This window comes from Tessaracoccus zhenghani (genome assembly GCF_055326325.1).
The window spans coordinates 607,020-633,527 of the sequence record NZ_JBUZNQ010000001.1; the positions used below are offsets into that span (position 1 = coordinate 607,020).

Consider the following 26,508-nt stretch of genomic DNA (forward strand, 5'->3'; position numbering starts at 1 on the left):
AAGACGGCTCCAAGGAAGAGGGGGTGCGGGCTGGGACGGAGGCGGCCTCCGCCCCAGCCCACGCGTGTGACGGTCAGTTGCCGCGGTGCTCGAGGTTCATGAGCGTCAGGACGGCGTCGGCGGGCAGGGTTGCGTTGGGTGCGTAGTCGTCCTCACCGGGGACCGGGAAGTTGGTCCAGTTGGTGCCGTTGATGACGGCCTTCCAGCCGGCGGTGGCGGTGGCGATGAACGGGGCCTCGTCGATCAGGATCTCCTGGGCGCGGATCGACAGTTCGTTGGCGCGGTCCTGATCCGTGCCGGGCTCGATGCCTGCCAGTTCCTTGACGATCGCGTTGTATTCGTCGTTCTGCCAGCGGCCGTAGTTGAGGATCGCCTGCTCGCCGAGCGGGAAGTAGGTCTCCTCGCCGAGCGAGTTCCACACCTCGTACGGCGTCGAGCCGCCCACCGGGGAGCCGGAGAGCATGCCGAAGTTGCCGGTGGTGCTGGCCTCGGAGAACGGGGCGTCGGCCATCTGGTTCACAGCCACCTCGAGGCCGAGGTTCTCGCGCCACTGGTCGGCCATGATCGTGCCGGTGCGCACCCACTCGTCGTAGGGCTGGTACACGTCGTAGCGCAGGTCGAAGGACTCGCCAGCAGCGTTGACGAGCTTGCCGCCCTCAACCTTCCAGCCGCCCTCTGCGAGCTGCGCCTTGGCGTACTCGGGGTCGTAGACGTGCTCCGAGTCGTCGGCCAGCTGGTCCGCGTAGACGGTGGAGTCGATGCCGGAGGATGCAGGGACGCCGTAGCCCACGGCCACCACCTCGGCAGCGGTCTCCAGGTCGACGGCGGCGCGCAGCGCGCGGCGCACGTGGACGTCGTCGTAGGGAGCCTGCTCCACGTTGAACGTCAGGCCGTCGGAGGTGCCCACGGGGTAGAAGCCGTAGAAGTTGTGCTCTGGATCGAGTTCCACGAACTCCTTCTGGGCGTTGGCCCAGCCGAACGTGCCGAACTCGACCTGCCCGGAGATGATCTGGCTCTTCTGTGCGTCGCCGGTGACGGCGTGCATCGCCACCTGGTCGACGCCCTTGGACTCGCCGCCCCACCAGTCGTCGCGGATGTCGAAGACGATCTGCTGCGGCGAGAACCGCGCCACCGTGGCGGGGCCGGTGCCGACGGGCTCAGGGTTGGTCCACGTGCGGACGTCCTGCTCCTCCCACACGTGCTGGGGGACGATGCGGCGGGTGGCGAACCCGATGAGGTCCTGGTAGGCCTGCTCCTCGTACTTCACCACGACGGTGGTCTCATCCGGCGCCTCGACGGCGGTGAACGGGTAGGCGGCCGGGGTTTCGCCCGACAGCACCAGGTCCCAGGTGAACTTCACGTCGTCGGCCGTGAACTTCTCGCCGTCGGACCAGGTCACGTCGTCGCGGATCTTGAAGGTCAGTTCGGTGCCGTCGTCGTTGAATTCCCAGCTCTCGGCCAGGTAGGGCAGCATCTCGCCCGCGGAGGTGCGGTTGACGCGGATGAGCGGCTCGTAGATGTAGGCGGTACCCGGGGTCACGGTGACGCCCGTCGGGGAGAACAGGTTGAAGTTCTGGTTCCAGGTGGTGCCGCCCCAGCCCACCTGTTGCAGGATGCGTGGTTCGGTGTTGGCTCCGCCGTTGGAGTCCCCCTCGCCGCGGTCTGTGGAGCATGCGCCCAAGGTGAGCGCCAGGGCCGCCACAATCGCCCCGGTCAGTGTCTTATTCAGCATGTGACATCACTTTCTGGTTCGTGTCGCTGGATTGGTCGTAGAGCCAGCACTTGACGTCTTGGCCATTGACGTCGAAGAGAGGCGGTTTGGCTTCGCAGACCGGCATGACCCGAGGGCAGCGGGGGCTGAACCGGCAGCCACGAATGCTGATGGACGGATCGGCGGGTTCGTCGATCCGCAGTTCCTCGCTGAAATCGGTGTTCTTCACCCGTGAGGGGTCCGGTGCTGATTCCAGGAGAAGCCTGGTGTAGGGATGCTTCGGCGACGCCACGACCTCCTCGGTGGGGCCCGCCTCCACGAGTTCACCGGAGTACATGACGCACATCCGGTCTGAGACGTAACGCGCGCTGGCGATGTCGTGGGTGATGTAGAGGATGGTGACCCCGCGCTCCTTCCGGATCTGGTCCAGGAGGTTGAGCACGTCGAGACGGATGGAGACATCCAGCATCGAGGTGGGCTCGTCGGCCAGCAGGATGTCCGGCTCGACGGCGAGCGCGCGGGCGATCGAGATGCGTTGACGCTGACCGCCGGACAGGGAGGTCGGGTAGCGGTCGATGTAGTCCGCAGCGGGGGTGAGCGCCACCAGCTCGAGGAGTTCCAGGATCTTCGCCTCCACCTCCTGCGCGTTGAGCGAGCGGTGGTGGATGCGGATGGTCCGCCCGAGGATGTGGCGGATGGTCTTGAGCGAGTTCAGGGAGGCGAACGGGTCCTGGTAGACCAGTTGCACGTTCTTGTAGTACTCGCGGCGGTTGAGCCGCCCCGTGACGGGCTGGCCGCGGAACCGGATCTCACCCTCGTGGGGGGTGTAGATCCGGGCCAGTGCGCGGGCCAGTGTCGTCTTGCCTGAGCCGGATTCCCCCACCAGGGCGACGATCTCGCCCCGGTGCAGTTCCAGGCTGACCTTGTTGCAGGCCCGCACGTCGACCTTCTGGCCGTGCGCGTCGCGGCCGGCGAAGATGATCGACAGTTGGTCTGCGGCCAGCACCACCTCGGCGGGATCGGTGCTCATGCGGACGCCTCCTCGAGGGCGGGGGCGGCAGGGAGGATCCCGCCGGAAAATTCGGCGGCCCGCACATGGCAGGCGACCACGGACCGGTCCGTCGGGACGAGTTCGGGCCGTTCGACCGCGCAGAGGCCGCGGGCCTCCTCGCAGCGCGGACGGAAGGAGCACCCGGAGGGCAGCTTGCGCAGGTCCGGGGGCGAGCCCGGGATGCCGTGGCGTTCGCGGCGCGGTTCCGTCAGGGACGGGAAGGCGTTGCGGAGGCCCTGGGTGTAGGGGTGTTGTGGGTCCTCCGCGATCTGGCGGGCGGCTCCGATCTCGACGATCCGGCCGCCGTACATGATGGCGATCCGGTCCGCCATCTCCAGCAGGAGGGACAGGTCGTGCGTGACGAAGATGACTGCGAAGCCGAGCCGGTGCTGGAGACGCAGGATCTGGTTGAGGATCTGGCGCTGCATCACCACGTCGACGGCTGTGGTCGGCTCGTCCATCACGATCAGGTCCGGGTCGCAGGCCAGCGCAAGCGCGATGAGGGCGCGCTGGCGCATGCCCCCGGAGAGTTCGTGGGCGAACTTGCCCATCGCCTGAGGGGCGATGCCCACCATGCCGAGCAGTTCGGCGGTGCGCTCCTTGATCTGCTGCCTGCTGAGGGAGCGGTCGTGGGCGTGCAGGGCGTCGGCGAACTGGTCCTGGAGCCGGGTGACGGGGTTGAGGCAGGCCATGGCTGACTGCATCACGAGCGAGATGTCGGACCAACGGAACGTGCGCAGGATCTTCTCTGGCGCGGAAACCAGGTCAATGCCGGCAGGGTGCTTGTCGTCGTAGAATCGCACCGAGCCCTTGGGCGTGACCGCGGGCGGCTGCTGCAGACGGGTGACGGCGTTGAGCAGGGTTGACTTGCCGGAGGCGGATTCACCGGCGATGCCGAGGATCTCCCCGCGCTTCAGCGTAAAGCCGATGTCGGCGCACGCCTTGACGTTCTCCCCATCGGTGAGGCCGAGGTAGACGACGTCGAGGTCCTCGACCTCGAGCAGCGTGGCTGGGGTGGTGGTCATGCGGTCACCTCCGAAGTGCGGCGGGCGTGCACCCGGCTGTTGAACCTGCGGGTGCGGGCGGCCAGGGTGGCGTTGAGCTTGGGGTTGGTGACCTCGTCGAGGCCGAAGTTGATCATGGCCGTGGCGAAACCGATCAGCGCGATGCAGAGGCCGGGCGGCAGGAAGTACCACCACTGCCCGCGCAGGATGGCGCCGGAGCCCTGGGCCTGCGCGATCATGGTGCCCCACGTGATGCCGGAGGTGTCGCCGAGGCCGAGGAAAGCCAGGGAGGACTCGGCGAAGATGCCGCCGACGAGGGCGCCGAGGAACATCGAGGAGATGATGCCGCCCAGGTGCGGGATGACCTCGACGACGATGATGCGCCAGGTCGACTCACCCGAGGTGCGCAGCGCTGACGTGAAGTCGCGGCTCCGGAGGCTGAGCGTCTGCGCGCGGATGGAGCGCGCACCGCCCGGCCAGCCGAGCAGGCCGATGACCAGCGCGATCAGCAGGTAGCCGGCGTTCTGCACATAGCCGGCGATGATGAACAGCAGCGCGAAGCCGGGCAGCGTCATCAGCACGTTGATGATGGCGTTGATGGTGCGGTCCGTGTTGCCGCCGATGTAGCCCGACGCCGTGCCCACCAGCACGGCCATCACGGTGGCGATGGTGCCGGAGAGCGCACCGACGACCACGGAGCCACGAGCCCCGATCACCAGTTGCGCGAGCACGTCCTGGCCGGTGTTGTTGGTGCCCAGCCAGTGCTCCGCACCGGGAGGCGCGGCGATGGCCTGGTAGTCCACGGCCCGGGGATTGATCCGGAGCACGTACTCGACGAACCACGGGCCGAGGATCGCCACCAGGATGAAGAACGCGAGGACGGCGAGACCGACGACGACCCTCTTGTTGCGCAGTAGTCGCTTCATCTCAGCCCTCCCTGGTCCGCGGGTCGAGCAGCACGTACAGCGAATCGGCGATGAAGTTGGCCACCAGCACGGCGAGCACGATCATCAGGAAGATGGCCTGCATGAGTGGGTAGTCCTTCGTCGTGATGGCCTGGAACAGCAGGTAGCCCATGCCGGGATAGGTGAACACGATCTCGGTCAGCACCACGCCGCCGATGATCCCGCCGATCGACGATGCGAGACCCGTGACGTTGGGGAGCATGGCGTTGCGGGCGGCGTAGCGGAAGATCACGCGGGCTTCGCTGATGCCCTTGGCCCGGGCCAGCGTGACGAAATCCTCGGAGATGGTGGTGACCATCATGTTGCGCATCGAGAAGAGCCAGCCGGAGAAGCCGACGAAGACGCCGGTGAGGATGGGTAGCGCGGCGTACTTGAACACCGAGATCAGGAACCACAGGTTGTTGATCTGGAACGGCACATTGGGGTCGTAGCCACCCGAGGACGGGAAGAGCCCCAGCGTGAGGGAGAACACCCAGAGGCAGATGAGCCCCACCCAGAACGACGGCATCGAGGAGAAGAACTGCGAGATGGGCGTCAGCCAAGCGTCGAGCTTCGAGCCGGGCTTGTAGCCGACGATGATGCCCAGTGATGTGCCGATGGCCCACGCGACGATCGTCGAGATGCCCACGAGGAACAGCGTCCAGGGCAGGGCACCGATGATGAGTTCGAGGACCGGCACCGGGTAGCGGGAGACCGAGAGGCCGAAGTCGAGGGTGAAGACGCTGCCGAGGTAGTTCCAGTACTGCTCGAAGATGTTCAGGTTGGGATCGCCGTACAGGTTGCGGATCGAGCGCAGCATCTCCGGGCTGAGCGCGGTGCCGGTCTGGCGGGTGATCTGCAGCGCCAGCGTCTGCGCGGGATCACCGGGCATGGCGCGCGGCACGAAGAAGTTGATGGTGAGGGCCACCCACGCCGTGACGACGTAGAACCCGGCGCGCTTGAGGAGGTACCTGCCACCGGAGCGGTGAGCGCGGCCGAGCTGGTCGTCGGCCGTCTGCGGCTCGAGCGGATCCGCCTCCGAGACGGGCGCACGCCCGGAATAGACGGTCCCCTCAGCGGGGTTGCCTGCCGTCATCTTGCTCCTCTCGACCTGGCGACTACCTTGTCAACACCCTTTTCCCCTGCTCCAGCGCAGTGGCTAATGGGTTAGCCAGCTAATTGATTAGCCAAAGGTAGCAGCCGAGGGGTTCGCCAGAAAGCCGTGCCCAGAAACGATCTACCGGGTTGCGCGATTGACGCCCGGACCGCCCGGTGAGACGGTGCAGGGGTGAGCGGTTCTGTGCTGGTGAGTGGTGGTCTGGTGGTCGGTCTCGACGGCGAGGGCGAGCGGGCCGTCGACGTGCGGATCCGCGACGGGGTGGTCACCGAGGTGGGGCCGTCTCTGCCGGTCCGGGGCGAGGAGGTCGTCGACGCCTCGGGCTGTTGGCTGATCCCCGGGCTGTGGGACAAGCATGTGCATTTCGGCCAGTGGGCCCGCTCCACCACGTGGATCGGCCTCGCGGGCACCGCCGGCCCTGAGGAGGTCTGCGCCCGGGTGGCAGAGGCCCTGGAGATGCGTCGCGACGACGGCCGCATCGCGGTGGGGTTCGGCTACAGGTCCGCGGCGTGGGAACGCGTGGGCACCGTCGCGGAACTGGACGCAGTGTCCGGCTCGCAACCCGTGGTCCTGATCTCCGGCGACGCGCACAACGGCTGGCTGAACTCGGCTGCGCTGGAGCGCCTGGGGGTCGCGGCCCGGCCGGGCCCCATGACGGAGAACGAGTGGTTCGCCACGCTGGCCCGGCTGACGGCGATGCCGGAGCAGGCCGCCACCGTCGAGGAGGAGGGTGCCGCCGTCGGGCACCTGGCGTCGCGGGGGCTGGTGGGCATCGTGGACCTGGAGTTCGCCGACGCCTTCCACCACTGGCCCCGCCGAGTGGCCGCCGGGATCCGCGGGCTGCGTGTGCGGGCCGGCGTCTATCCCCCGCAACTCGATGAGGTCCTCGGAGCAGGCTGGCGGACCGGCGACACGCTGCCCGGTGGCGACGGATTGATCACGATGGGGCCGTTGAAGATCATCACCGACGGGTCGCTGGGCACACGCACGGCGTGGTGCTGCGAGCCCTACCTGGGTCTGCCCGCCGACGACCCGCATCCCTGCGGCGTGGTCAACGTGGCGGGCGACGAGTTGGCAGCCCTGCTGGACCGGGCGCGGGAGGCCGGCCTGGAACTGGCGGTGCATGCCATCGGGGACCGGGCGAACCAGGCGGCCCTCGACGCCTTCGAGGCCACGGACGCGGCCGGCTCGATCGAGCACGCGCAGTTGCTGCGCCGCGAGGACGTGCCGCGATTCTCGCGACTGGGGTTGACGGCCAGCATGCAGCCGCACCACCTCGTCGACGACCGGGACATGACCGAGCGCTGGTGGGGCGACCGCGCGGACCGGACGTTCCTGGTGAAGTCATTGCTCGATGCCGGCGCCACTCTCGCATTGGGTTCCGACGCGCCGGTGTCGCCGCCGGATCCGTGGCTCGGCATCGCCGCTGCGGTGCACCGCAGCGGCGACGACCGGCCGGCGGTGCAGCCGGAGGAGTCGCTGACCGCGCGCGAGGCCCTTGCCGCGTCCGTCGACGGCCGGCGCATCAGCGTCGGCGGTCCGGGCGACGTGGTGCTCCTCCGCACGGATCCGCTGGCGGACCACGGGTCGCCTGAGGCCACTGCCGCTGCCCTGCGTGCCATGAAGGTGGTTGCCACCATCTGCGACGGGGTCCTCACCTCCCAGCCATAATGGGGCCCATGATCACGCTGCCCACTTCCCGTGTCCCGGACCCGATGACCGCTCCCCCGCTGCGCTGGGGGGTGCTGGGCACCGGGTGGATCGCGGACCGGTTCTTCGACGCCGCTCACCGCCACACCCAGCAGCGGCTGGCCGCCGTCGGGTCCCGCACGCAGGCGAAGGCGGACGAGTTCGCCGCCCGGTTCGAAGCACCGCGGGCCTACGACAGCTACGAGGCACTCGTGGCAGACCCGGACATCGACGTCGTCTATGTCGCCACTCCCCACAGCGAGCACCTGGCCAACGCCAAGCTCGCCGTCGAGGCTGGCAAGCATGTGCTCGTCGAGAAGGCCTTCACCCAGACGGGGGCCGAGGCCCGCGAACTGCTGGACGCCGCACGAGCTGCCGGGGTGGCCGTGATGGAAGCCATGTGGACCCGGTTCATCCCCCACATGGACGTCCTCCGCCAGCTGTTGGCCGACGGCGCGCTCGGCGAGATCGAGACGGTCTTCGCGGACCACGGCCAGTGGTTCGCCGACGACCCGAAGTCGCGGTTGTTCGACCCCGCCACCGCCGGCGGGGCGATGCTCGACCTGGGCGTCTACCCGGTGTCCTTCATGCACTTCGCGCTGGGCACCCCGGGGCGCGCCCTGTCGCTGGGCACCCGCGCCTTCACCGGCGTCGACCGGCAGATCTCCGCGGTCTTCGACGGCTTCGAGGCGCACCTCGGCGCCAATGCCCTCATCACCACCACCTGCAAGGCTCTCACCCCCACCCGGGCCTTCATCGCCGGGACGAAGGCCACCGTCGACATCCCCACCTTCTTCTACGGCCCGCAGCAGTTCACCTTGCGCACCGTCGACGGAGAGACGCAACTGAGCGACGAGCCCACCCTCACCGACCACGCGGGGCTGGCCTACGAAGCGGCCCACTTCGCCTCGATGGTGACCGAGGGCCGCACCGAATCGGAACTGCTGCCCTGGCACGAGACGCTGGCGGTGATGGACACGATGGAGCAGTTGATCAACGCACTGCCGCGCGCCTGATGACCTTGACGACCTCCTCGTAGACCAGCACAGCGACGCCTGCGCCCACGGCGACCGCCCAGTGGGCCAGGTCGAGCGACGTGGTGCCGAACGCGTGCTGCAGGAACGGCACCTGCACGACGGCGACCTGCGCCAGCGCGGCCCCGAGCAGCGACACCCACAGCCACGCGTTCGTGAACAGGTGGCTGAACGCGCTGCCCAGGTCTGAGCGGGAGTTCAACGCGTTGAACAGCTGCATCATCACCAGCGCGGTGAACACGGTGGTGCGGGCGACTTCCAGCTGCTGATCCGTCCCGACGAGGTGCTCGAGCCCGCTGAGGAAGCCGCCGGGCAGGCTCAGGTCGTAGATGACCAGGCTGATGATGCCCATCACCAGGCCGGTGCCGATGATGCGTGCCCACATATGCCCGTCGATGATCCGGTCGTCGTAGGCGCGGGGTTTGCGGCTCATCACGTCGTCGATCTCCGGGTCCACCCCCATGGCCAGCGCCGGCCCGGAATCTGTGACGAGGTTGATCCACAGGATCTGGGTGGCCAGCAGCGGCACGACGGTGGCGCCGGGGTTGCCGGGATCCGCCAGGCCGATGAACGAGCCCAGCACGACGCCGAGGAACACCGTGGCGACCTCGCCCATGTTGGAGCTGAGCAGGTAGCGGATGAACTTCTTGATGTTGTCGAAGATGACCCGGCCCTGGCGGACCGCCGCCACGATCGTGGCGTAGTTGTCGTCGCCGAGGATCATCTCCCCGGCCTCCTTGGTCACCTCGGTGCCGGTGATGCCCATCGCGATGCCGATGTCGGCAGACTTCAGCGCTGGGGCGTCGTTGACGCCGTCGCCGGTCATCGACACGATCTGGCGGTCCGCCTGCAGCGCGTCGACGATGCGCAGCTTGTGCTCCGGCGACACCCGGGCGTAGACGGAGGTGCGGCGCACCAACTCAGTGAGTTCGTCGTCGGAGAGGCCCTCGAGGTCGCGGCCGGTGACGGCCCTGGGCGCGCCTGGGCCGTTGTCCGTGATGCCCAGGTCCTGGGCGATCCTGGCGGCCGTGACGGGGTGGTCGCCGGTGATCATGACGGTCTTGATGCCGGCGCGGTGCGCCTCGGCGATGGCCTGGGCGGCCTCGTCGCGCGGCGGGTCGATGATGCCGACGACGCCCACCCACACCAGGTCGTGCTCCGCGGTCTCGTCGAAGCCCTCCGGGTCCGCGTCGCCCGCCTCCCGCCAGGCGACACCGAGCGTCCGGTAGCCCTGCTCGGACAGACCGACGACGGCCTGGCCGAGTTCCTCGCGCCGCTCGTCCGTGAGCGGCCGTTGGGTGCGTCCCACCTGTTCCTCGACGCAGCGCTCGAGGAGGACGTCGGGGGCACCCTTGGCGAACAGCCGCTGCTGGTCCTCGCGGTGCCCCAGCACGGACATGAGTTTGCGCTCGGAATCGAAGGGGGCCTCGGCGTCGCGTTCGTACCAGCCGACGCGCTCGGTGACGCCCTCGAGTTTGTGCTGGGCCACGACGAACGCGGCCTCGGTGGGATCGCCCTGGATGCTCCAGGTGCCGTCGTCGTCCTGGGTCAGCTGCGCATTGTTGGCCAGCACGCCCGAGGCCAGGAGCCGGCGGGCTTCCGCGGCGGCGTCGTCGCCGCCGTCGATCTCGACCCCGCCCTCCGGGGCGTAGCCGGTGCCGCTGAGCTTGACCCTGCCCGAGGCGGTGACGATCTCGCGCAGCGTCATCTCGTTGCGCGTGAGCGTGCCGGTCTTGTCCGAGCAGATGACCGACACGGAGCCGAGCGTCTCGACGGAGTGGAGGTCCTTCATCACCGCGTTGCGCCGCGCCATCGTCTGCACGCCGATGGCCAGCACCAGCGACAGGATGGCGGGTAGGCCCTCCGGCACTGCGGCGACGGCGAGGGAGACTCCCATCAAGAGGATGTCCACGGCCTCGTCGAGGCTGCGCACGCCGTTGACGAGCGCCACTGCCCCCATCACCACGATGGCGATCACGACGACCAGCAGGCCCAGCATCTTGGAGATCTTGGCGATCTCCTGTTGCAGCGGCGACGGATCGCGCTGCGTCTCGTCGAGCAGCGTGGCGATGCGGCCCATCTCGGTGTCCATGCCGGTGCCGGTGACGACGGCGCGGCCGACGCCGCGGGACACGGCGGTGCCCTTGAAGACCATGTTGAGGCGGTCCCCCAGCGCGGCCTCTCCTGACAGCGTGCCGGCGTCCTTCTCGACGGGCTCGGACTCGCCGGTCAGCGAGGCCTCCTGCACCTTGAGCGACGACGCCGTGAGGAGCCTGCCGTCGGCGCCCACCGCGTCGCCCTCCGAAAGCACCAGGATGTCGCCGGGGACGATGCCCGCGGAGGGGACATCGGTGAGTCTGCCGTCGCGCAGCACGGTGGAGTGCGTGGCCGTCATGTCCGACAGGGCAGCGACGGCGTTCTCGGCCTTGTTCTCCTGCACGAAGCCGAGCACCGCGTTGGCCACCACGATGATTGCGATGACGAGCGCATCGATGGGCAACCCGGAAGCCCCTTCAGCAACCCAGGCGAAGATCGAGATGACGATCGCGACGAGCAACAGGTAGACCAGCGGGTCTGCGAACTGACGCAGGAAGCGCCGCCAGGCCGGCTCCTCCGGGGCGCCGCGCAACTCGTTGGGCCCGAACTCTTCGAGGCGTTCGGCGGCCTCCTGCGAAGTCAGCCCGTTGCCTGGATCAACCGGGATCTCGGCAGCTACATCGGCTGCGGATTTCGTGTATGCCGGTGCCGTCATGGGCGCAAACTCGCTTTCACAGGTGCCTTTCTTCCACCATACGCTCGTCGCCGGAGGGGTCCGGTCAGGCGACCAGGCTGCGGGTCTCCTCGTCGGCCAGCGCGAATACAGCGGCGGGGGCCTCCGGGGAGGAGGTGGAGAGGACCGCCAGCGGTTACTTACTCCAGATGGAATCGAAGACGTCGGCGACCAGGTCGTCGAAGATGCCGAGCTCCCAGGCCACGTCCAGGGCGGTGTAGCGGGAGCGGTAGAACATGGCCTTGGGAAACATGGTGCGCACGTCGTCGCGCGTCACGCCGATGTCCTCAGGCCGGGACGGGGCACCCGCCTCACGCAGCATGGTGCTGAGTTCCGCGGTGGTGACCAGTTGGGCGCGCAACTCGTCCACGACGGCGGGCCATCGGTCGAGCAGGGGCTGCAGGCGTGCGACGAGTTCGTCGCCGGCCGCGTACTTGGCACGGGTCTCGCGGGCGGCGTGGTCCGCCAGCGCACCGGTGAAGCGGCTGCGGATGTCAGCCTCGATCTCGCTCCACGGGGCGCGGGCGGCGGCCGCTGCGGGCAGGTCGATCGCGGTGAGGTCGCGGGCCAGCAGGGCCTCGTAGAAGGCGCACATGGCCAGGGAGCCGACGGCCACCTTGAAGCCGTGCGACAGTGGCGGATTGCGGTGGGCGCCCAGCCCCTCGATCTCCCACAGGTGGGCGAAGTAGTGCTCGGCGCCGGAGGCGGGTCGGGTGCCGTCGTAGGCCTGCATGGCCAGGCCGGAGAGGCAGAGCCCCTCGACCAGGCCGGAGAAGGCCTCGACGTTGCCGGCCGCCAACTCCGCCGGGCGCGACAACGCCGTCGCCACGCCCGACTGGACCATGTCCCACACGGCCCGGTCGATGGGCTCCACTCCGGTGTGGTGCGCCAGGATCCAGTCGGCGCCCCCGGGGATCTTGGCGACGAGGTCGCCGTAGCCGGAGGCGGTCATGGCGGGCGGCGCGGCGGCCACCACGTCGAGGTCCATGATGACCACGACTGGGGCCTTGCAGTTGCGGGTGGCTTTGACGCCGTTCTCCGTCATTGGGGCTCCTGCGCCGGTGTAGCCGTCCATGGAGGCGGCGGTGCCGACGACGGCGTAGTCGCGGCCGAGTTCGAACGCCGCCAGCTTGACCAGGTCGTTGATCGTGCCGGAGCCCAGCGCGATGGGCAGGTGCGTCCCCGGCGTTCCCGGGGAACCAGTGGCCGCATCCTGGGACGTCAGCGCACGCTGGATCTCCCGACAGTTGTCGTAGGACGCGTACAGCGCCGGTTGGCCGGGGAAGACCAGCGGCTCAGCCACCTCGCACCCGGCCCCACGCAGGGAGGCGGTCAGCCCTTCCCCCGCCACCGCCCACGTGTTCTCGTCAGCCACGATGAGGAACGGACCGGCCCCGAGGTGGGCGGCGACGAGCCGACCACTCTGGGCGAGCGCCCCGCGCTCGACGGCCGCGCCCACCGTGTCGGTGGCCCGGTTCAGCGCCGCGCGGAGGGTCTCACTCGTCACGGCCGAACACCACCTCGACGCCGAGGGCGAGGGCGGGGGTCGCGTCGACCCGCCGGGTGTTCTCGCCGGGGAACGCAGGAGCGTCCTTGGCGACCTCGATGACTCGGGTGGCGTATGCCATGTTCGTTCCTTCTCTCGTTCTACGAGGTGGTCGTGTACTGACCGATGCTCCAACCACGCTATGGCAACGCGCGGCACACCGTTGACGAAAGGCGAGCACAACGCGGGCCTGTCGGGTGATGTGCCTGTCTTTCCCAGTTCCGGGCGGTCAGTTGCCGGAGCCGTTGGAGCCGAAGAAGGAATCCCAGGGGACGTTGACCTGGCGGTCGAGCCCGACGACCTCGTAGAGGTGCCGCAGCAGCGGGAACTTCTCGGGCGCGACGATCCCACGGTCCGTGAGCTTCACCAGGGCCTTCCCGATGACGGCGATGGCCGCTGCGCCCTCAAGCGTGACGCCGGGCATCTGGTCGCGCGCCTGGCTGAAGGTGAGGCCGCTGCCGACGAGCCGGCCGCACTTCACGTTGCGGCCGCCCATCGACGTGACGAAACAGTCGCCGATACCGGGCAGGCCCAGTGGCGTGGTGGGGCTGCCGCCGAGGAGGTCCATGAACTGGATCATCTCGATCGAGGCCTGGCCGAACAGGGCCGCCCCGTAGTTGAAGTTGACGTAGCGCTCTCCCGCAGTGTCGCCCATCGCGTCGAGGATGCCGCTCATGAAGCCGGCGCCGAACGCGTAGCAGTTCTTGGTGGCGGCGCAGACCTCGACGCCGACGAAGTCGGTGTTGGTCCACACGTGGTAGACGTCGGTGGCGAAGAGGCCGCGCCACATGTCAAGGACCTCCTGCCGGTCGCCGGTGAACACGACGGAGGTGTGGCGGCGCACGGCCACCTCGCCGGCGATCGACGGCCCGGCGATCGCTGAGAAGGTCACCTGGCTGCGCAGTTCCTCGGGTAGCTCGCCGGCCAGCACCCGCGGCAGGATGGTGAGGTTGCCCTCGTCGTCGGCCTCCATGCCCTTGGCCAGCGCGATGACGTGCATGCCGGGCCGCAGCAGCATCGCGAGCTGCTGCCCCGCCCAGTGGACGCCGAACGAGTTGACCCCGCTCAGCACGAGGTCGACGCCGTCGAACGCGTCGGCGGCCTCCTCGAACTGGTGGGCGGTGGTGCCCTCGGGAAGGGGGAGCCCGAGGTTGGGATGCACCCCGGTGCTCTTGATGGAGTCGATGATCTCACGGTCGAGATGCGTGCCCACCAACCGCATCGTGTGGCCGTTGTCAGCCAGCGGGGTGGCCAGTGCGCTGGCCATGATGCCTGCGCCGAGAACCGCGATCGTCGCCATGTTGCTCCTTTGCCGCTGCCACGCCTCGATGCGTGAGCTTGTCGATGCCCCTGACGCTACTGTGGCCGGGTCGTCATTGCGAGGTGCGGACGGGCTATCCCATCGTCGTGCAGACGGCCGGTTGATTCCGGTGCGTGGGACAGCGCCGGGCTGGCACTGTGGAGGCACACCGATCAGAAGGACCCCGCCATGACGCTCAGCTCCCCCACCGGGTGGTACGACGCCTACGTCTTCGACCTCGACGGCACCATCTACCTGGGCGACGACCTGCTGCCGGGCGCGAAACGGGTGATCGAGGAGCTGCGGGAGGCGGGACGGGTGGTGAAGTTCCTGTCCAACAACCCCACGAAGGACCCGCAGCAGTACCAGGCGAAGCTGGAGCGGCTGGGCCTCCCCACCCCGCTGCAGGACATCGCCAACACCGTGGTGACCACCACCCGGTGGCTGCTCGACCACCACCCAGGCGCGGCGCTGTTCGTGATCGGCGAGGAGCCGCTGCAGCGCGCGCTGCGGGAGGCCGGGTTCCGCCTGACGGAGGACCCGGCTGAGGTCGACATCGTGGTGGCGTCCTACGACCGGGGCTTCGACTACCGCAAGCTGCAGATCGCCTTCGACGCCATCTGGTTCCACGAGCGGGCGTTCCTGATCCAGACCAACCCGGACCGGTTCTGCCCGTTCCCCGGGGGGCGCGGCGAGCCGGACTGCGCGGCCATCACCGCCGCCATCGAGGCGTGCACGGGGGTGAAGTGCCAGGTGTCGCTGGGCAAGCCGTCGGCGTTGATGGTGGAGGCGGCGCTGGGGGCCGACAACGTGGACCTAGGCCGGTGCCTGATGATCGGCGACCGGTTGATGACGGACATCCAGATGGCGATCGACTGCGGCATGCCCTCGGCCCTGGTGCTCACCGGTGAGTCGACCGTCGACGACGTGCTGAAGCAGCCGGAACACAACCGCCCCACCTACATCGTCGAACGCATCGATCAGTTGCTGCCACGCCGATGAAATGCGACCGGTCGGCGCCCGAGGACGCCGACCTTCACATGCCTGACCTAGCCGTCAGCCATCCAGGTGGTGATGGTGGGGATGCTCGGCCTCCAGTTCGGTGAACGCCAGACGCCCCTCGTCATCCTCTTCGGCCTCGAGCAGGGCCGAGGTGCCGGCCACCATCCTCGTGCCCCTGCCTTCAGGGAGCACTGTGCGCCGGAGAGTGACATAGACAAGAGGGGTGATGATGAGGGTGAGAAGGAAGCCGATCGGCAGGATGCCGGTCAGTTGCAGAACGTAGGAGACGGTGAAGCCGACCAGCAGAGCAATGATGCCTGCCCAGTTGAAGAGCTCGACCCGGCGCGTGGACGCGGGCTTACCCTTGCGCACGATGAAGTAGTCGGCGACCACCAGCGAGCACAACGCGAACGTGGCGATACCCAGAGCGGCGAGGAACTGGACAAGCAGTCCCAGGATGCCTGCGTACACCGCGACGAGGGCGATGACGTTACCGATGATGAGCATCGCGATGCGGCTTGGGGTCTTCTGGAAGAGCGCATCGAAGAGATTCGACAACGTCAGGGAGCCTGCATAGGCGTTGATCGCCTGGGCCTTGACCTGCGCCGCGTACATGACGATGAAGCCGATGATCCCGGCAAGAATCACGAAGTAGGCGCCCGCATTGTTGTGCGCGAGGAACTGGACCTTGTCCGCGATCGAATCGCCCATCTGGGACTCAGCAAGCGCCGGGTTATCCGACAGATACTGCGCAACCACGGTGTCCCCAGCCTGGTACAACAACGCACCGAGCGAGACGACGCCGAAGTTGACGATGATATTTCCGCCGATGGCCATGATGGCCACGTCCTTCTTGTTCCGGGCATACCGGGCGAAATCCGCGCCGGTGAGAGCGAGAGCCCCTGCAAAGCCGATCATGCCGGCAAGCACGGCGAGGAAGGCGCCCGGGCCGAACCCTTCGGGCCGCTGAGTCATGATCTCGGCCAGGGGCTGAGTCGACCTATTGACCGCGATGAACAGGATGACCACCAACAGGGCGCTGGCGATGATCGTCAGCCACAGCGACGAGACCTGGATGAGTTTCAGTCCGAACAGAGCCAGCAAGATCCACGCGATCGTCAGGATGGTGTAGATCACGATCCCGTTCATCACCGTGGGCTGCCAACCCAACAGGAACAGGGTGCCGTTGTAGAGAAGCGCGTTCTCAAGCGCCAGGAAGCTCAGGATCATCCAGGCGAAAATCAGTGACGCCAAAGCCGATCCCCGAGCGCCCAGCCCGTGAAACCGGGTGCTCACAGTGCTGGACATGCCAGTGCTCTGGGCAACCCTGCCCACACCGGTGCCGATGACTGAGCCGAAAGTCGCCGAGATCACGGCCGCCACCATGGTCCAGCCGACGCCGACCATGTAGCTGGAAGTGCCGCCGATCAGCAGCATTGCGAGTGTGGTGCCGACGCCTGCGGTGTTGGCGAGCAAGGACCAGCCGCTCACCCGCTCGGCCTCCGACACGGGGTTGAGGACGTTGTCCTCCATCTTGTTGCGGATATCGCTCTGTTCCTTGGCGCTGCCCGTTGTCTCCGTCACGGATCCTCCTTGATCGTGTGCACTGTGTGGTGCGGATGGGATCGGATTGTTCGCTGAACGGCCATCCTCCGGATAGACGCCTGTCCGGCCACACCGGACACGACACTGCGTCCGGAGTCACCGGACACGGGGTTCGCTGGGGCCGTGGCAAAGGCTTACGTTCCTGCCATGAACAACGACGTTTCTCTCACCAGGCTCAGGCAGCCGCACCACGACATCAGATCCTTCGCCGAGCGTGACGCCCGCTGGACGCGGCTCTCGCAGGCAGCACGTGACGAGGGCTACGACGTGCTGCTTTTCGCCGCCGCCGATTACCGGGGCCACAAGGGCAGCGTGCGCTACATCTCGGGCTACAACCCCTGCCATCGCTACGCCTACGCCGTGATGTTCCCGGGGGAGGAACCCCAGGTGGTCCTTCCGCAGAACCTCGAAGCCGACCGGCGCCCGAGCCACGATTGGGTCTCCCAGTACCTCACCCCGTACAAGCTGGGAAAGGGCCTGGCTGAGGTTCTGGGGAGCAAGGGCGATTCCCCCCACATCGGCGTCATCGGACTTCGCCAGGTGATGAAGATCGAGGATTACCTGGCCATCACCGAGCTGCTGCCCAAGGCGAAGATCTCGGACGCGGGCCCCATGTTCAGCCGAATCCGCGCGGTCAAGTCCGCCGCAGAGCAGCTTGCGGTCCGGGAGAGCGCCTACATCCTGGACGCGTGCTTCGATCGTCTGCTCGACATCACCCAGCCGGGCATGACGGAACAGCAGATCGCTGCGGAGATGTTCAAGGTGGGCTCGGAACTCGGCGGGCAGGACCCCCTGTTCCTCACCATGTTCGCGGAAATCAAGGGCAACGACGGCAGACCCACCTTCGGCCAGCCCGAGGACCGGGTCCTGGGCGTCAACGACGTGTTCACCTTCTCGTTCGAGATCGTCGGCCCCAACGGTTACTGGACCGAGCTGTCCCGCATGGTGACATTCGCCACCCCCACCTCCGCCGTCGCTGAGATCGCCGGGGCGGTGGCTGCCGGCACAGCGGCCGCGCAGCAGGCCCTCGTGCCGGGCACCGTCTTCGGAGACGTCCAGCGTGCCGTCATCTCTGCCGTCGAAGCCAGGGGCGCCAAGTCCGAATACTGGTCAGGGCACGGCATGGGCCTTGACGTGCTCGAAGAACCCTGGATCGGGCTCGACGTCGTCGGCGACGACTCCGACGCGAACGCTGTGACGCAGTCAGCCGACGGTCAGGTGCTCGCGCTCCACCCCACGCTCTGGAACGAGGAGTCCCAGGTCATGGGCTACATGTCCGACTCCTTCATCATCGCTGACGGCTTCGCGGAGAAGTTGTCGAAGCACCCCACCCAGATCCACCAGATCAGCTGATCCGACGTTGACCAAAGGAGGTCACATGTCTGAAATCCAGACCCGAACCGTCGATCCGGTGCTCGCCTCAGTGCTTGCCCGGAGGTTCGATGCCATCGCCAAAGAGATGGCCACAGTGCTCATGCGCTCGTCCAGATCCCCCATCTTCAATGAAGTCGGAGACCTTGTCACGGTCATTTTCGACGCCAAGGGACGAACGATGGCCCAAGCCGAGTTCGCCGCCATCATCGCGTTCGGAGCCCAGCCCCCACTGAAATACATCATCGACTACTACGGCGACGACATCCATGAGGGCGACGTCATCATCCACAACGATGTCTATACCGGTGGCAACCAGAACGCCGACACAGGCATCTACATGCCGATCTTCCACGACGGCGAACTCGTCGGGTGGACGGCCTCCAAGGGGCACCTGGCCGATATCGGCGGGATGACGGCCGGCGGCTACGATCCGGCGGCGCGCGAAGTGTGGCAGGAGGCCTTCCGTATCCCACCGGTCAAGCTGTACGAAGCCGGTAGGCGTCGCAACGACGTCTGGGATCTTGTCTCCGCCAACATCCGCTTCGGTTTCGTCATTGAGGACATCAAGGCGATGATCGGTGCCTGCGAGGTGGGCAAGCGCCAACTCCTGCAGGTTCTCGATCGGCATGGGCGCAAGGTCATCGACGACCACATGCAGTACGTGATGGACGCCTCCGACAAGCAGGTCCGTGCGGAACTGGCCACCTGGCCCAACGGCGTCTACCACGGCGAGAGCGAAATGGTCAGCGACGGGGTGGACCCCTCCAGCCGACACATGATCCGTGTGAAGATCACCATCAGCGACGACGACATCGAGTTCGACTTCAGCGAATCGGACGATCAGACGCCAGGCATCGCGAACCAGCCCAAAGCCTCGGCCGCCGGCGCGGTGCGCATCAACTTCCTGATGCTCGTAGCGGCTGCGGGGGTGGTCCTGCCGACGAATGAGGGGATGTTCGGCCCGGTCAAGACGATCTTCCGCGAGGGCTCGCTCCTGAACCCGAAGTTCCCCGCGGCGACCATCTTCGGTAACCAGATGACCGACAACATCACGGAAGCCATCATGATGGCGTTGGCCGACGCGCTTCCCAAGCGGGTGACCGCCGGTTGGTGCAAGGCGATGAACGCGACCATGACCGGCGTGGATCCAGACACCGGCGAGCCCTACGTCTCGCTCACCGTCTTCCAGCGCACAGGCCCTGGCGCTATGAACGGCTATGACGGATGGGACGGGTTCGGCTTCAGCGGCGTCGTCGGGCAGATGCGGTCCCCCGACATTGAGATGTTCGAGCTCACCTCCCCGCACTTCTTCCTCTACCACGAGTACGACCCGGACAGCGCTGGCGCAGGACAGTGGAGGGGCGGGATGGGCACCCGATCTGCCTGGCGTGTCGAAGGCCTGGACGCGCACGGCGTCACCCTGGGCGAAGCCGCTGTGTCAGAGGGCGCACTCCCCGGGCGCGGGCTGGAGGGCGGCGAGGACTCCGGTCTCAACGTCATGCGGGTCGAGCTGCCCGACGGCAGCGTCTACGACTGGGGCTCCAAGGAACGCATCACCCTTCCCACCGGTTCCACCATCGTGTCCCTGTGTGGCGGCGGAGGTGGCTACGGCGACCCCTTCAAGAGGTCAGCGGAACTGGTCACCGACGAGGTCCGCAATGGGATCACCAGCATCGAGAAGGCTCGCACCTCGTACGGCGTGGTCGTAGACCCGGAGACCCTCGAACTAGATGAAAAGGCCACGTCGGCACTTCGCAAGGACAAGGAGAACAACCAATGAGCACCATGCGCGTAGGTGTGGACGTGGGCGGCACGTTCACCGACTTCCTGGTCGTCGACCAGGACGGCTCACGTCTGATCCACAAGACGAGTTCCATCCCGTCCGACCCCGCACGTGCCGTCACCAAGGGCCTCCGCGAGATCGCAGAGAAGCGCGGTGAGTCGGTGGAACAGTTCCTGGCGCAGGTCAGCACGATCGTGCACGGGACGACCGTCACCACCAACGCTCTCCTCACTCGACGGGGCGCCAAGACCGGCCTGCTCGTCACTGACGGGTTCCGCGACGTGCTACCCATCCGCGACGGCACCCGCGAGGAGCCCTACGACAACCGGATGCAGAAGCCGAAACCCCTGGTCAATCGTCAGCTCACCCTTCCGGTGGGAGGACGCATAGACAAGCACGGCGACGAGGTCACCGCGCTGGATGAGGAGTCCGTGCGCGAGGCAGCGAAGTTCCTGAGGGAACAGGGGGTCGGCGCCGTCGCCATCTCCTTCCTACACTCGTATGCCAACCAGGACCATGAGATCCGCGCCAACGAGATCCTCGAGGAGGAACTGCCGGACGTTTACATCACGCGCTCGAGCAGGCTCCTGTCCCAGGCCCGCTACTACGACCGCACCTCGACATCGGTCCTGAACAGCTATGTCGGCCCCATCATCTCGGACTACCTGGCCGTCCTCACGGAGACACTGGAGGAGGCTTCGTTCGGGGGGATCCTTCTGATCATGCAGTCCAACGGTGGCGTCGCCACCCCTGAGGAACTGGCACGCCGCTCGGCGCTCTCGCTCCTGTCCGGCCCTGCTTCCGGCCCAACCGCGGGCCTGATGGAAGTGGCCGTCCATGGGTTCGACCGCTGTCTAACCGTCGACATGGGCGGCACCAGCTTCGATGCTGCCATCGTGGCTGGCGGACGGCCGCTGGTGATGACGGACGGTCTGATCGACCGCTGGCGGATCGCGCTTCCCATGGTGGACATCCACACCATCGGTGCGGGAGGTGGGTCCATCGCACGCGTCGACGAGGGTGGCATGCTCATGGTCGGGCCACAGAGTGCCGGAGCGGTTCCCGGACCGATCTCCTACGGTCGCGGTGGGGAACTCCCCACGACGACCGACGCGGATGCCGTGCTGGGGTATCTCTCCCCGGAGAGCTTCGCAACCTCTGGGTTGAACCTTGACGTCGATGCGGCCCGCAGAGCGATCGGCGAACAGATCGGCGACAAACTGGGTCTGGATCCGCTCACGGCCGCAGCGGGAATCTACGACGTGGTCAACGTCTCCATGGCGGCCGGCGTGCGGGAGATCACGGTGCGCCGCGGCCTCGATCCACGTGACTTCCCGATCGTGGTCGCCGGCGGAGCGGGGCCCGTGCACGCCGCCGCCATCGCCAGGGAACTGGAGATTCCGATGCTCATCGTGCCGCGGCAGTCGTCGATCTTCTGCGCGGCCGGCATGCTGGTGTGCGATTTCCAGCACGACTACGTCCAGAGTCAGAAATGGAACCTCTCCAGCATCGAGACCGACGAACTCAAGGCCCTGTGGACCGAGATGGCCGAGCGTGGACGACGCACCCTCCACTCTGAGGGAGTCACGGATGCCGACATCGAATTCCTCCCCTCCATGGACATGCGCTACAAGGGTCAGTGGTTCGAGATCAACGTGCCCCTGGCGTCCAGCTCGCTGGAGTCGGTGGACCTCAATGAGATCGCCGCGGAGTTCCATCGCCTGCACGACGTCCAGTTCGGGTACCACTCGGAGGCGTCGCCCATCGACGTGTTGAACGTCCGTCTGGCCGCCATCGGACGCGTGCGTGGTTCGGTGGGCAACTCGGAAGAGGCCCCCGAAGGTGCCGACCCAGTGTCCGGGGAGCGCGAAATGTGGAGCCCGGCCCAGCGCCGGATGGTCACCGCAACCGTGTACAACGGTGAGTTCATGAGGCCCGGCGATGAGATCTCGGGGCCGGCCATCATCGAACTCGGCACGACGTCGATCGTGGTGCTGGATGAGTACGACGTGGTCGTGGATGTGAGCGGCTCGTTCGTCCTGTACCTGCGCAGCAGGGCCGAGGAGATGCGCTCGCAGATCGCGGTGGCAGCAGCGGTCTGACGGCCGCGGTGCAGCGGAGAGCCAGGGGGTCGGTCGTCACCGGCCCCCTGGTTCGCGCTCAGCGCAACTCCCGTGCTGTTCCGGTCCAGCCCATGGCGCGCGATGTTTCGATGGCCGCCTGGCGTACCGCCGCCCCAAGCTCCTGAACTCTCGTCCGGTTCATTGACGCCGCCGTGTCGCCGATTCCGATCGCTCCCATGGCCAGATTGGTGCCGTCGAACACCGGCGATGCAACAGACCGGATGCCGGGCTGGCTCACGTCCGTCACGATGTAGCCGACACGCTCCCACCCCTTGAGTTCTTCCTCCAGCGACTCCTGTTCCTCGGCGGTCAGGAGCGGTCCGAGCTCGGCGTCCCTGGCCGCCTGCGACATGGTTGCCAGCACTGCGCGCCCACAGCCCGAGGCGTGAATCGCCCACCGCCGGCCAGTTCGGTTGATGGTGGCGACACGGGTCGAGGCCCGTTTCCGGTAGGCATAGAAGACAGCACCCGGGAGGTAGGCGGCAACATGGACCTCGACGCCGAACCTGTCGAGGTGGCGTTGAATGGGCTGCTGGGCCGCGTCCACTAGCCCCTGCCGCTCAATGACCTGCCCGCCGAGCATCGCCAGCCCGATTCCCAACTGGAAGCCGCCGTCGGCCCTGGCTTCCAGCAGGTTGGCTGTCACGAGGGTCCTGCAGAGGTCATGCACCGTGCTGCGAGGGATTCCCGTCTTCGAGGAGATTTCGCGCACGGTCAGCAGGCGGTTCATCCGATCGAACACGCCGAGAATCAGGGCCGCCTTTGCCACTGACTGAACATCACCAGCCACGGAAGAAGCTTACCCGGATGACCCGTCGGCCCAGATGGGTGACCGTCGTGGATCCAGCGTCCCGGGGGTCTCAGCGGAGGAAGAGGGCCCTGAGCCTCTTGGTGGCGACGGTGACCCCGATGAGGATCATCACCGCGAAGTAGCCGAGGTGCGCCCACATCGACGGCTGGATCAGGCCCGTCGTCAACTGGCGGATCATGTCCACCCCGTGCCACAGCGGCAGGGCCATGATCACCCACTGCACCGCCTCCGGGTAGACCGTGATGGGGAAGAACGTGGCCGAGAGCAGAAACATCGGCAGCATCACGAAGAACACCAGATCCAGGTGCTGGAACGACGTCATGTAGCTCGTCGCCGCGAGACCCACGGAGGCGAAACCGCAGGCCACGACCAGCGCCGCGGGGATGGCCAGCAGCGCCGTCCACGAGAGGTTGAGGCCGAGCAGCGTGGTGACCACCATGAACCCGCTGGCGTAGAGCAGCCCGCGGAACAGCGCCATGAAGATCTCACCGAGCGCCACGTCCATGGGGCCCAGCGACGTGGACAGCATCTGCTCGTACAACTTGCCGTAGCGCATCCGGAAGAACACGTTGGTGGTGGAGTCGTACAGCGCGCCGTTCATGGCCGACACCGCCATCAGTGACGGCGCGATGTAGGCCGCGTAGGGTACCTCGCGGCCGTAGAACTCCACGCCATCGATCAGGGCGCCGAGGCCCAGGCCCATGGACAGCAGGTAGAACACCGGCTCGAAGAAGCCGGACAGGACGACGAGGTAGTTGTTGCGGGCGATCACCTTCATGCCGCGGGCGACCACCGAGCGGGTGTTGCCGCGGTAGATGCCGCGCAGCGCCTTCGGCACGCGCGTCTGCCGGGCGAGGGAATCTGTGCTCACTGGTCCAACCTCCTGCGGAAGTGGCGCACGGACAGCAGCCCGCCGATAACGGCCATGACGGTCAGGAACCCGACGTGCGTCAGGCCCATGCCCAGCGTCAGGGGCGCGCCGTAGAGGGCGGTTCGGCCCAGTTCGGCGGCGTGCCACAGCGGCGACACCCAGCCGATGGGTTGCAGGTAGCCGGGCAGCGTCTCCAGCGGGAAGTAGGTGCCGGAGAACAGGGTGAGCGGCACGATGATGAACCGCTCGATGAAGCTCAACTGGCCGCGTTCGTCCTTCTGCGTGGAGACCCACGCCATCACGCTGAAGCCCACCGCCACGGCGAGCAGCAGCCCGATGGGCAACAGCAGCAGCACGCCCCACCAGCGGCCGATGCCGAACACCAGCAGCGCCACCAGGTAGAACCCGATCATCGGCAGGACACGCACCATGACCGCAGCCTGGAAGCCGCCTGCCATCTGGCCAGGCGTGATGGGGGTCAACCGCATGGCGTTGAACAGGTTGTTCCACTTGAAGCCGCCGAACACGCCGAAGGTGTTCTCCTGCGAGGCCACCTGCATCGCGCTGGCCAGCACCAGCGCCGGCGCGACGAACGTGAGGTACGGCACGCCCTCGAGGCCCTTGCCGTCGTCGACGAGGACCCCCAGCCCGGCGCCGAGGCCCAGGAGGTAGATGAACGGTGACCCGATCCCGGTCAGCAGCAGCGTGGCCAGGTAGGCGCGCATGTGCATCACCCACTGCTCCACCACCGCCCACCAACCCATGCGGGCGACGACGCGGTGGTCTGCCGTGAGCCGGGTGTCGATCACAGGCTTGTCCGTGGTGAGGCTCATTCGATCAGGCTCCTGCCTGTGAGGCGGAGGAACACGTCCTCCAGCGACGACCTGCGCACCAGCGAGGTGACGGGCTCCAGCCCCCGCTCGACGACGGACTGCAGCGCGTGTTCTCCGTTGTCGGCGTAGATCAGCACCCTGTCCGGCAGGAGTTCCTGCCGCTCGCCGATCCCGTCGAGTTGCCCCGCGGCCGCCTGGTTGCGCGCCGAACCGAAGCGGACCTCGAGCACCTCGCGGGTGGAGTACTGCCTGATGAGCTGCTGTGGCGAACCCTCGGCGACGATCCTGCCCTTGTCGATCACGACGAGCCGGTCACACAACTGCTCCGCCTCGTCCATGAAGTGCGTGGTCACCACCAGCGTGACGCCCTCCTCCTTCAGCCGGAAGAGACGGTCCCACAACACGTGGCGGGCCTGCGGATCCAGGCCGGTGGTGGGCTCGTCGAGCAGCATCACCTTGGGGTTGTTGATCAGGCCGCGGGCGATGGTGAGGCGGCGCTTCATGCCGCCGGAGAGCCCGTCGACCCTTGCGGTGCGCTTCTCGCGGAGCTGCGCGAAGTCGAGGAGTTCCTCCGCCCGTGCCCTGACGTAGGCGCGGGGCAGCCCGAAATAGCGGCCGTAGACGTAGAGGTTGTCGATGACGCGCAGTTCCTCGTCGAGGAGGTCACCTTGGGGCACGATGCCCAACTGAGCACGGATCTCCGGCCCGTGCCGGTTGGTGTCGAGGCCCAGCACGCTGAGTTCGCCGTCGGAGCGGGTGGACGTGGCCGCGATCATGCGCATGGTGGTGGACTTGCCGGCGCCGTTGGGCCCGAGGAACCCGAACGACTCGCCCGGCGCGATGTCGAAGTCGATGCCGTCGACGGCTGTGAAGCTGCCGTAGCGCTTCGTCAGCCCACGGGCGGAGATCACTGGAGTAGGCACCCCAGAAACCTACAACCTGCCCCGGACAAACCGGGGGGTCAGTCAGGCGGATCGGCGAAGGCTTTGGCCAGGGTGATCATCCGGCCGCGGAAGTCGTCGGAGGCCGGCGCGTATCCGGCCGCCCAGACGGCGTTGAGCACCAACCGGACGAAGGTCCAGGCGTAGGCGCGGTCGAGGTCGAGCCCCGCGGCATCAGCCACCACGTCGGCGCGCAGCCGCACATGGGCCCGCAGGTTACGCGCGCGGACCGCCGCCTCGGGGCGGTTCCACACCACCGGGGCCACGGCATAGGCCCACTCCCCGACGACGGGTTTGGGGTCGATCGCGAGCCAGTCGCCGCGTGCCGGGTCCAGCGGCGCGAGCACGTTGGCGTCGTGGAGGTCCTCGTGCACCAGCCGGCCGGGGACGGGGGCGGCGAGGAGGTCGTCGAGCGTGCTGAGTGCCTGCTCCGCGAGGCGTCGGGGAACGGCGCGGTCGGCCTCGGCCAGCTGGCCGCGCCACCGTCTGGCCTTGTCCGCGACCCTCGGGAACTGCGGCGAACCCTCGCGGTCGAGGCTGCAGAACAGGCCGCCGATGGTCTCGCAGGATTCCAGGACGGAGGCTGAGGTGAGCGGGCGGGAGGCGTCGAGACGCTCCAGCAGGAGCGCGTCGGCCGCCGGATTGGCGGCGATGAGCCGGACGGCACCCTGGCCGGCCCAGAGCCGCAGGGCCAGGTGCTCGAGATCCGCCTCGTGGTGTGGCCAGCCCACCTTCACGACGGCGGGCTGCCCGTCGTGGAACACCGGCAGCACCAGCGCGTTCTCGCCGTGCCACGGGTCGCCGTCGGGCGTGAGGTCCCAGCGGGCCAGGTGCTCGTCGATGAGCTTGGGGAGCCGGGCCAGCCAGGTGTCGCCGTCGACCGGGCGCGCACCGAGCACGTCGGCCGGGCGACCGGCGACCAGTGCGCGGAACGGAGCTGGGATCACGTGCCCCACGCTAGCGGGATGCGAAAGGGGCGGGCCGCCGGAGCGGCCCGCC

21 protein-coding genes are annotated in these 26,508 nt (G+C 67.5%); 6 read left to right on the forward strand and 15 right to left on the reverse strand.

Annotated elements, in window-relative coordinates:
- Window positions 1–73 precede the first annotated feature (73 nt).
- The 5 genes from ACZK4S_RS02750 to ACZK4S_RS02770 are packed head-to-tail and all read right to left on the reverse strand — an operon-like array spanning window position 74 to window position 5,806.
- Window positions 74–1,732: an ABC transporter substrate-binding protein gene (locus ACZK4S_RS02750; RefSeq protein WP_083665613.1), complete on the reverse strand. Its 1,659-nt coding sequence runs from the start codon at window positions 1,730–1,732 to the stop codon at window positions 74–76.
- Window positions 1,722–2,741 carry an ABC transporter ATP-binding protein gene (locus ACZK4S_RS02755; protein WP_076062952.1) on the reverse strand — a complete coding sequence of 340 codons (1,020 nt, stop codon included), beginning with the start codon at window positions 2,739–2,741 and terminating at the stop codon, window positions 1,722–1,724. Before ACZK4S_RS02755 ends, ACZK4S_RS02750 begins: the two co-directional genes overlap by 11 nt.
- Complete coding sequence (locus tag ACZK4S_RS02760) at window positions 2,738–3,787, reverse strand: ABC transporter ATP-binding protein (protein WP_076062950.1); 1,050 nt, start codon at window positions 3,785–3,787, stop codon at window positions 2,738–2,740. The genes ACZK4S_RS02755 and ACZK4S_RS02760 overlap by 4 nt, the downstream gene beginning before the upstream one ends.
- Window positions 3,784–4,692 (reverse strand): ABC transporter permease, encoded by a 909-nt coding sequence (locus ACZK4S_RS02765; protein WP_076062948.1) that lies wholly within the window; start codon window positions 4,690–4,692, stop codon window positions 3,784–3,786. Before ACZK4S_RS02765 ends, ACZK4S_RS02760 begins: the two co-directional genes overlap by 4 nt.
- 1 nt (window position 4,693) lies before the next feature.
- On the reverse strand, window positions 4,694–5,806 hold the full coding sequence (locus ACZK4S_RS02770) for an ABC transporter permease (RefSeq protein WP_463643278.1): 1,113 nt from the start codon (window positions 5,804–5,806) through the stop codon (window positions 4,694–4,696).
- Window positions 5,807–5,998: 192 nt separating this feature from the next.
- On the opposite strand from ACZK4S_RS02770, the gene ACZK4S_RS02775 reads away from it, so the two are divergent.
- Both ACZK4S_RS02775 and ACZK4S_RS02780 read left to right on the forward strand, forming a co-directional pair.
- Window positions 5,999–7,498 (forward strand): amidohydrolase, encoded by a 1,500-nt coding sequence (locus ACZK4S_RS02775; RefSeq protein WP_463643279.1) that lies wholly within the window; start codon window positions 5,999–6,001, stop codon window positions 7,496–7,498.
- 8 nt (window positions 7,499–7,506) lie between these two features.
- A complete protein-coding gene (locus ACZK4S_RS02780; RefSeq protein ID WP_463643280.1) occupies window positions 7,507–8,532 on the forward strand; it encodes a Gfo/Idh/MocA family protein in 1,026 nt (341 codons plus the stop codon).
- Here ACZK4S_RS02780 and ACZK4S_RS02785 read toward each other — a convergent pair.
- The 4 genes from ACZK4S_RS02785 to ACZK4S_RS02800 form a co-directional block, all read right to left on the reverse strand.
- The gene (locus tag ACZK4S_RS02785) at window positions 8,510–11,302 is read right to left on the reverse strand and encodes a cation-translocating P-type ATPase (protein ID WP_463643281.1); all 2,793 of its coding nucleotides are present in this window, start codon (window positions 11,300–11,302) and stop codon (window positions 8,510–8,512) included. The genes ACZK4S_RS02780 and ACZK4S_RS02785 overlap by 23 nt on opposite strands.
- Window positions 11,303–11,456: 154 nt before the next feature.
- The gene (locus ACZK4S_RS02790) at window positions 11,457–12,827 is read right to left on the reverse strand and encodes a sn-glycerol-1-phosphate dehydrogenase (RefSeq protein ID WP_076062936.1); all 1,371 of its coding nucleotides are present in this window, start codon (window positions 12,825–12,827) and stop codon (window positions 11,457–11,459) included.
- Window positions 12,817–12,948, reverse strand: a complete 132-nt coding sequence (locus tag ACZK4S_RS02795) for a hypothetical protein (protein WP_255362924.1) — start codon at window positions 12,946–12,948, stop codon at window positions 12,817–12,819. Before ACZK4S_RS02795 ends, ACZK4S_RS02790 begins: the two co-directional genes overlap by 11 nt.
- 147 nt (window positions 12,949–13,095) lie before the next feature.
- Complete coding sequence (locus tag ACZK4S_RS02800; protein ID WP_076062933.1) at window positions 13,096–14,166, reverse strand: NAD(P)H-dependent glycerol-3-phosphate dehydrogenase; 1,071 nt, start codon at window positions 14,164–14,166, stop codon at window positions 13,096–13,098.
- A 189-nt stretch (window positions 14,167–14,355) separates the two neighbouring features.
- On the opposite strand from ACZK4S_RS02800, the gene ACZK4S_RS02805 reads away from it, so the two are divergent.
- Window positions 14,356–15,168, forward strand: a complete 813-nt coding sequence (locus ACZK4S_RS02805; RefSeq protein ID WP_463643282.1) for an HAD-IIA family hydrolase — start codon at window positions 14,356–14,358, stop codon at window positions 15,166–15,168.
- Window positions 15,169–15,222: 54 nt separating this feature from the next.
- Here ACZK4S_RS02805 and ACZK4S_RS02810 read toward each other — a convergent pair whose 3' ends face one another.
- Window positions 15,223–16,752: a purine-cytosine permease family protein gene (locus ACZK4S_RS02810; RefSeq protein ID WP_463643283.1), complete on the reverse strand. Its 1,530-nt coding sequence runs from the start codon at window positions 16,750–16,752 to the stop codon at window positions 15,223–15,225.
- 168 nt (window positions 16,753–16,920) lie between these two features.
- Here ACZK4S_RS02810 and ACZK4S_RS02815 point away from each other — a divergent pair, with 168 nt between their 5' ends.
- The 3 genes from ACZK4S_RS02815 to ACZK4S_RS02825 are packed head-to-tail and all read left to right on the forward strand — an operon-like array spanning window position 16,921 to window position 22,032.
- The gene (locus ACZK4S_RS02815) at window positions 16,921–18,126 is read left to right on the forward strand and encodes a M24 family metallopeptidase (RefSeq protein ID WP_463643284.1); all 1,206 of its coding nucleotides are present in this window, start codon (window positions 16,921–16,923) and stop codon (window positions 18,124–18,126) included.
- A gap of 25 nt (window positions 18,127–18,151) precedes the next feature.
- Complete coding sequence (locus ACZK4S_RS02820) at window positions 18,152–19,927, forward strand: hydantoinase B/oxoprolinase family protein (protein ID WP_463643285.1); 1,776 nt, start codon at window positions 18,152–18,154, stop codon at window positions 19,925–19,927.
- Window positions 19,924–22,032, forward strand: a complete 2,109-nt coding sequence (locus ACZK4S_RS02825; RefSeq protein ID WP_463643286.1) for a hydantoinase/oxoprolinase family protein — start codon at window positions 19,924–19,926, stop codon at window positions 22,030–22,032. The genes ACZK4S_RS02820 and ACZK4S_RS02825 overlap by 4 nt, the downstream gene beginning before the upstream one ends.
- Before the next feature lie 58 nt (window positions 22,033–22,090).
- Here the strand turns inward: ACZK4S_RS02825 and ACZK4S_RS02830 are convergent, their stop codons facing one another.
- The 5 genes from ACZK4S_RS02830 to ACZK4S_RS02850 all read right to left on the reverse strand — a co-directional run bounded on the left by ACZK4S_RS02830 (window position 22,091) and on the right by ACZK4S_RS02850 (window position 26,456).
- Window positions 22,091–22,843, reverse strand: coding sequence for an IclR family transcriptional regulator (locus tag ACZK4S_RS02830; RefSeq protein ID WP_463643287.1), 753 nt, complete (start codon window positions 22,841–22,843; stop codon window positions 22,091–22,093).
- Window positions 22,844–22,913: 70 nt separating this feature from the next.
- Window positions 22,914–23,735, reverse strand: coding sequence for an ABC transporter permease (locus tag ACZK4S_RS02835; RefSeq protein WP_463643288.1), 822 nt, complete (start codon window positions 23,733–23,735; stop codon window positions 22,914–22,916).
- Complete coding sequence (locus ACZK4S_RS02840) at window positions 23,732–24,568, reverse strand: ABC transporter permease (RefSeq protein WP_463643289.1); 837 nt, start codon at window positions 24,566–24,568, stop codon at window positions 23,732–23,734. Before ACZK4S_RS02840 ends, ACZK4S_RS02835 begins: the two co-directional genes overlap by 4 nt.
- On the reverse strand, window positions 24,565–25,491 hold the full coding sequence (locus ACZK4S_RS02845) for an ABC transporter ATP-binding protein (protein WP_076062922.1): 927 nt from the start codon (window positions 25,489–25,491) through the stop codon (window positions 24,565–24,567). Before ACZK4S_RS02845 ends, ACZK4S_RS02840 begins: the two co-directional genes overlap by 4 nt.
- A gap of 38 nt (window positions 25,492–25,529) precedes the next feature.
- Entirely contained in the window at window positions 25,530–26,456 is a 927-nt protein-coding gene (locus tag ACZK4S_RS02850) for an aminoglycoside phosphotransferase family protein (protein ID WP_463643290.1), read from the reverse strand.
- Window positions 26,457–26,508: the final 52 nt, after the last annotated feature.

Bases quoted from the DNA above. Each gene is read 5' to 3' on its own strand.
- ACZK4S_RS02750 (WP_083665613.1), bottom strand. From the start codon at position 1,732: ATGCTGAATAAGACACTGACCGGGGCGATTGTGGCGGCCCTGGCGCTC.
- ACZK4S_RS02755 (WP_076062952.1), bottom strand. From the start codon at position 2,741: ATGAGCACCGATCCCGCCGAGGTGGTGCTGGCCGCAGACCAACTGTCG.
- ACZK4S_RS02760 (WP_076062950.1), bottom strand. From the start codon at position 3,787: ATGACCACCACCCCAGCCACGCTGCTCGAGGTCGAGGACCTCGACGTC.
- ACZK4S_RS02765 (WP_076062948.1), bottom strand. From the start codon at position 4,692: ATGAAGCGACTACTGCGCAACAAGAGGGTCGTCGTCGGTCTCGCCGTC.
- ACZK4S_RS02770 (WP_463643278.1), bottom strand. From the start codon at position 5,806: ATGACGGCAGGCAACCCCGCTGAGGGGACCGTCTATTCCGGGCGTGCG.
- ACZK4S_RS02780 (WP_463643280.1), top strand. From the start codon at position 7,507: ATGATCACGCTGCCCACTTCCCGTGTCCCGGACCCGATGACCGCTCCC.
- ACZK4S_RS02785 (WP_463643281.1), bottom strand. From the start codon at position 11,302: ATGACGGCACCGGCATACACGAAATCCGCAGCCGATGTAGCTGCCGAG.
- ACZK4S_RS02795 (WP_255362924.1), bottom strand. From the start codon at position 12,948: ATGGCATACGCCACCCGAGTCATCGAGGTCGCCAAGGACGCTCCTGCG.
- ACZK4S_RS02800 (WP_076062933.1), bottom strand. From the start codon at position 14,166: ATGGCGACGATCGCGGTTCTCGGCGCAGGCATCATGGCCAGCGCACTG.
- ACZK4S_RS02805 (WP_463643282.1), top strand. From the start codon at position 14,356: ATGACGCTCAGCTCCCCCACCGGGTGGTACGACGCCTACGTCTTCGAC.
- ACZK4S_RS02815 (WP_463643284.1), top strand. From the start codon at position 16,921: ATGAACAACGACGTTTCTCTCACCAGGCTCAGGCAGCCGCACCACGAC.
- ACZK4S_RS02820 (WP_463643285.1), top strand. From the start codon at position 18,152: ATGTCTGAAATCCAGACCCGAACCGTCGATCCGGTGCTCGCCTCAGTG.
- ACZK4S_RS02825 (WP_463643286.1), top strand. From the start codon at position 19,924: ATGAGCACCATGCGCGTAGGTGTGGACGTGGGCGGCACGTTCACCGAC.
- ACZK4S_RS02840 (WP_463643289.1), bottom strand. From the start codon at position 24,568: ATGAGCCTCACCACGGACAAGCCTGTGATCGACACCCGGCTCACGGCA.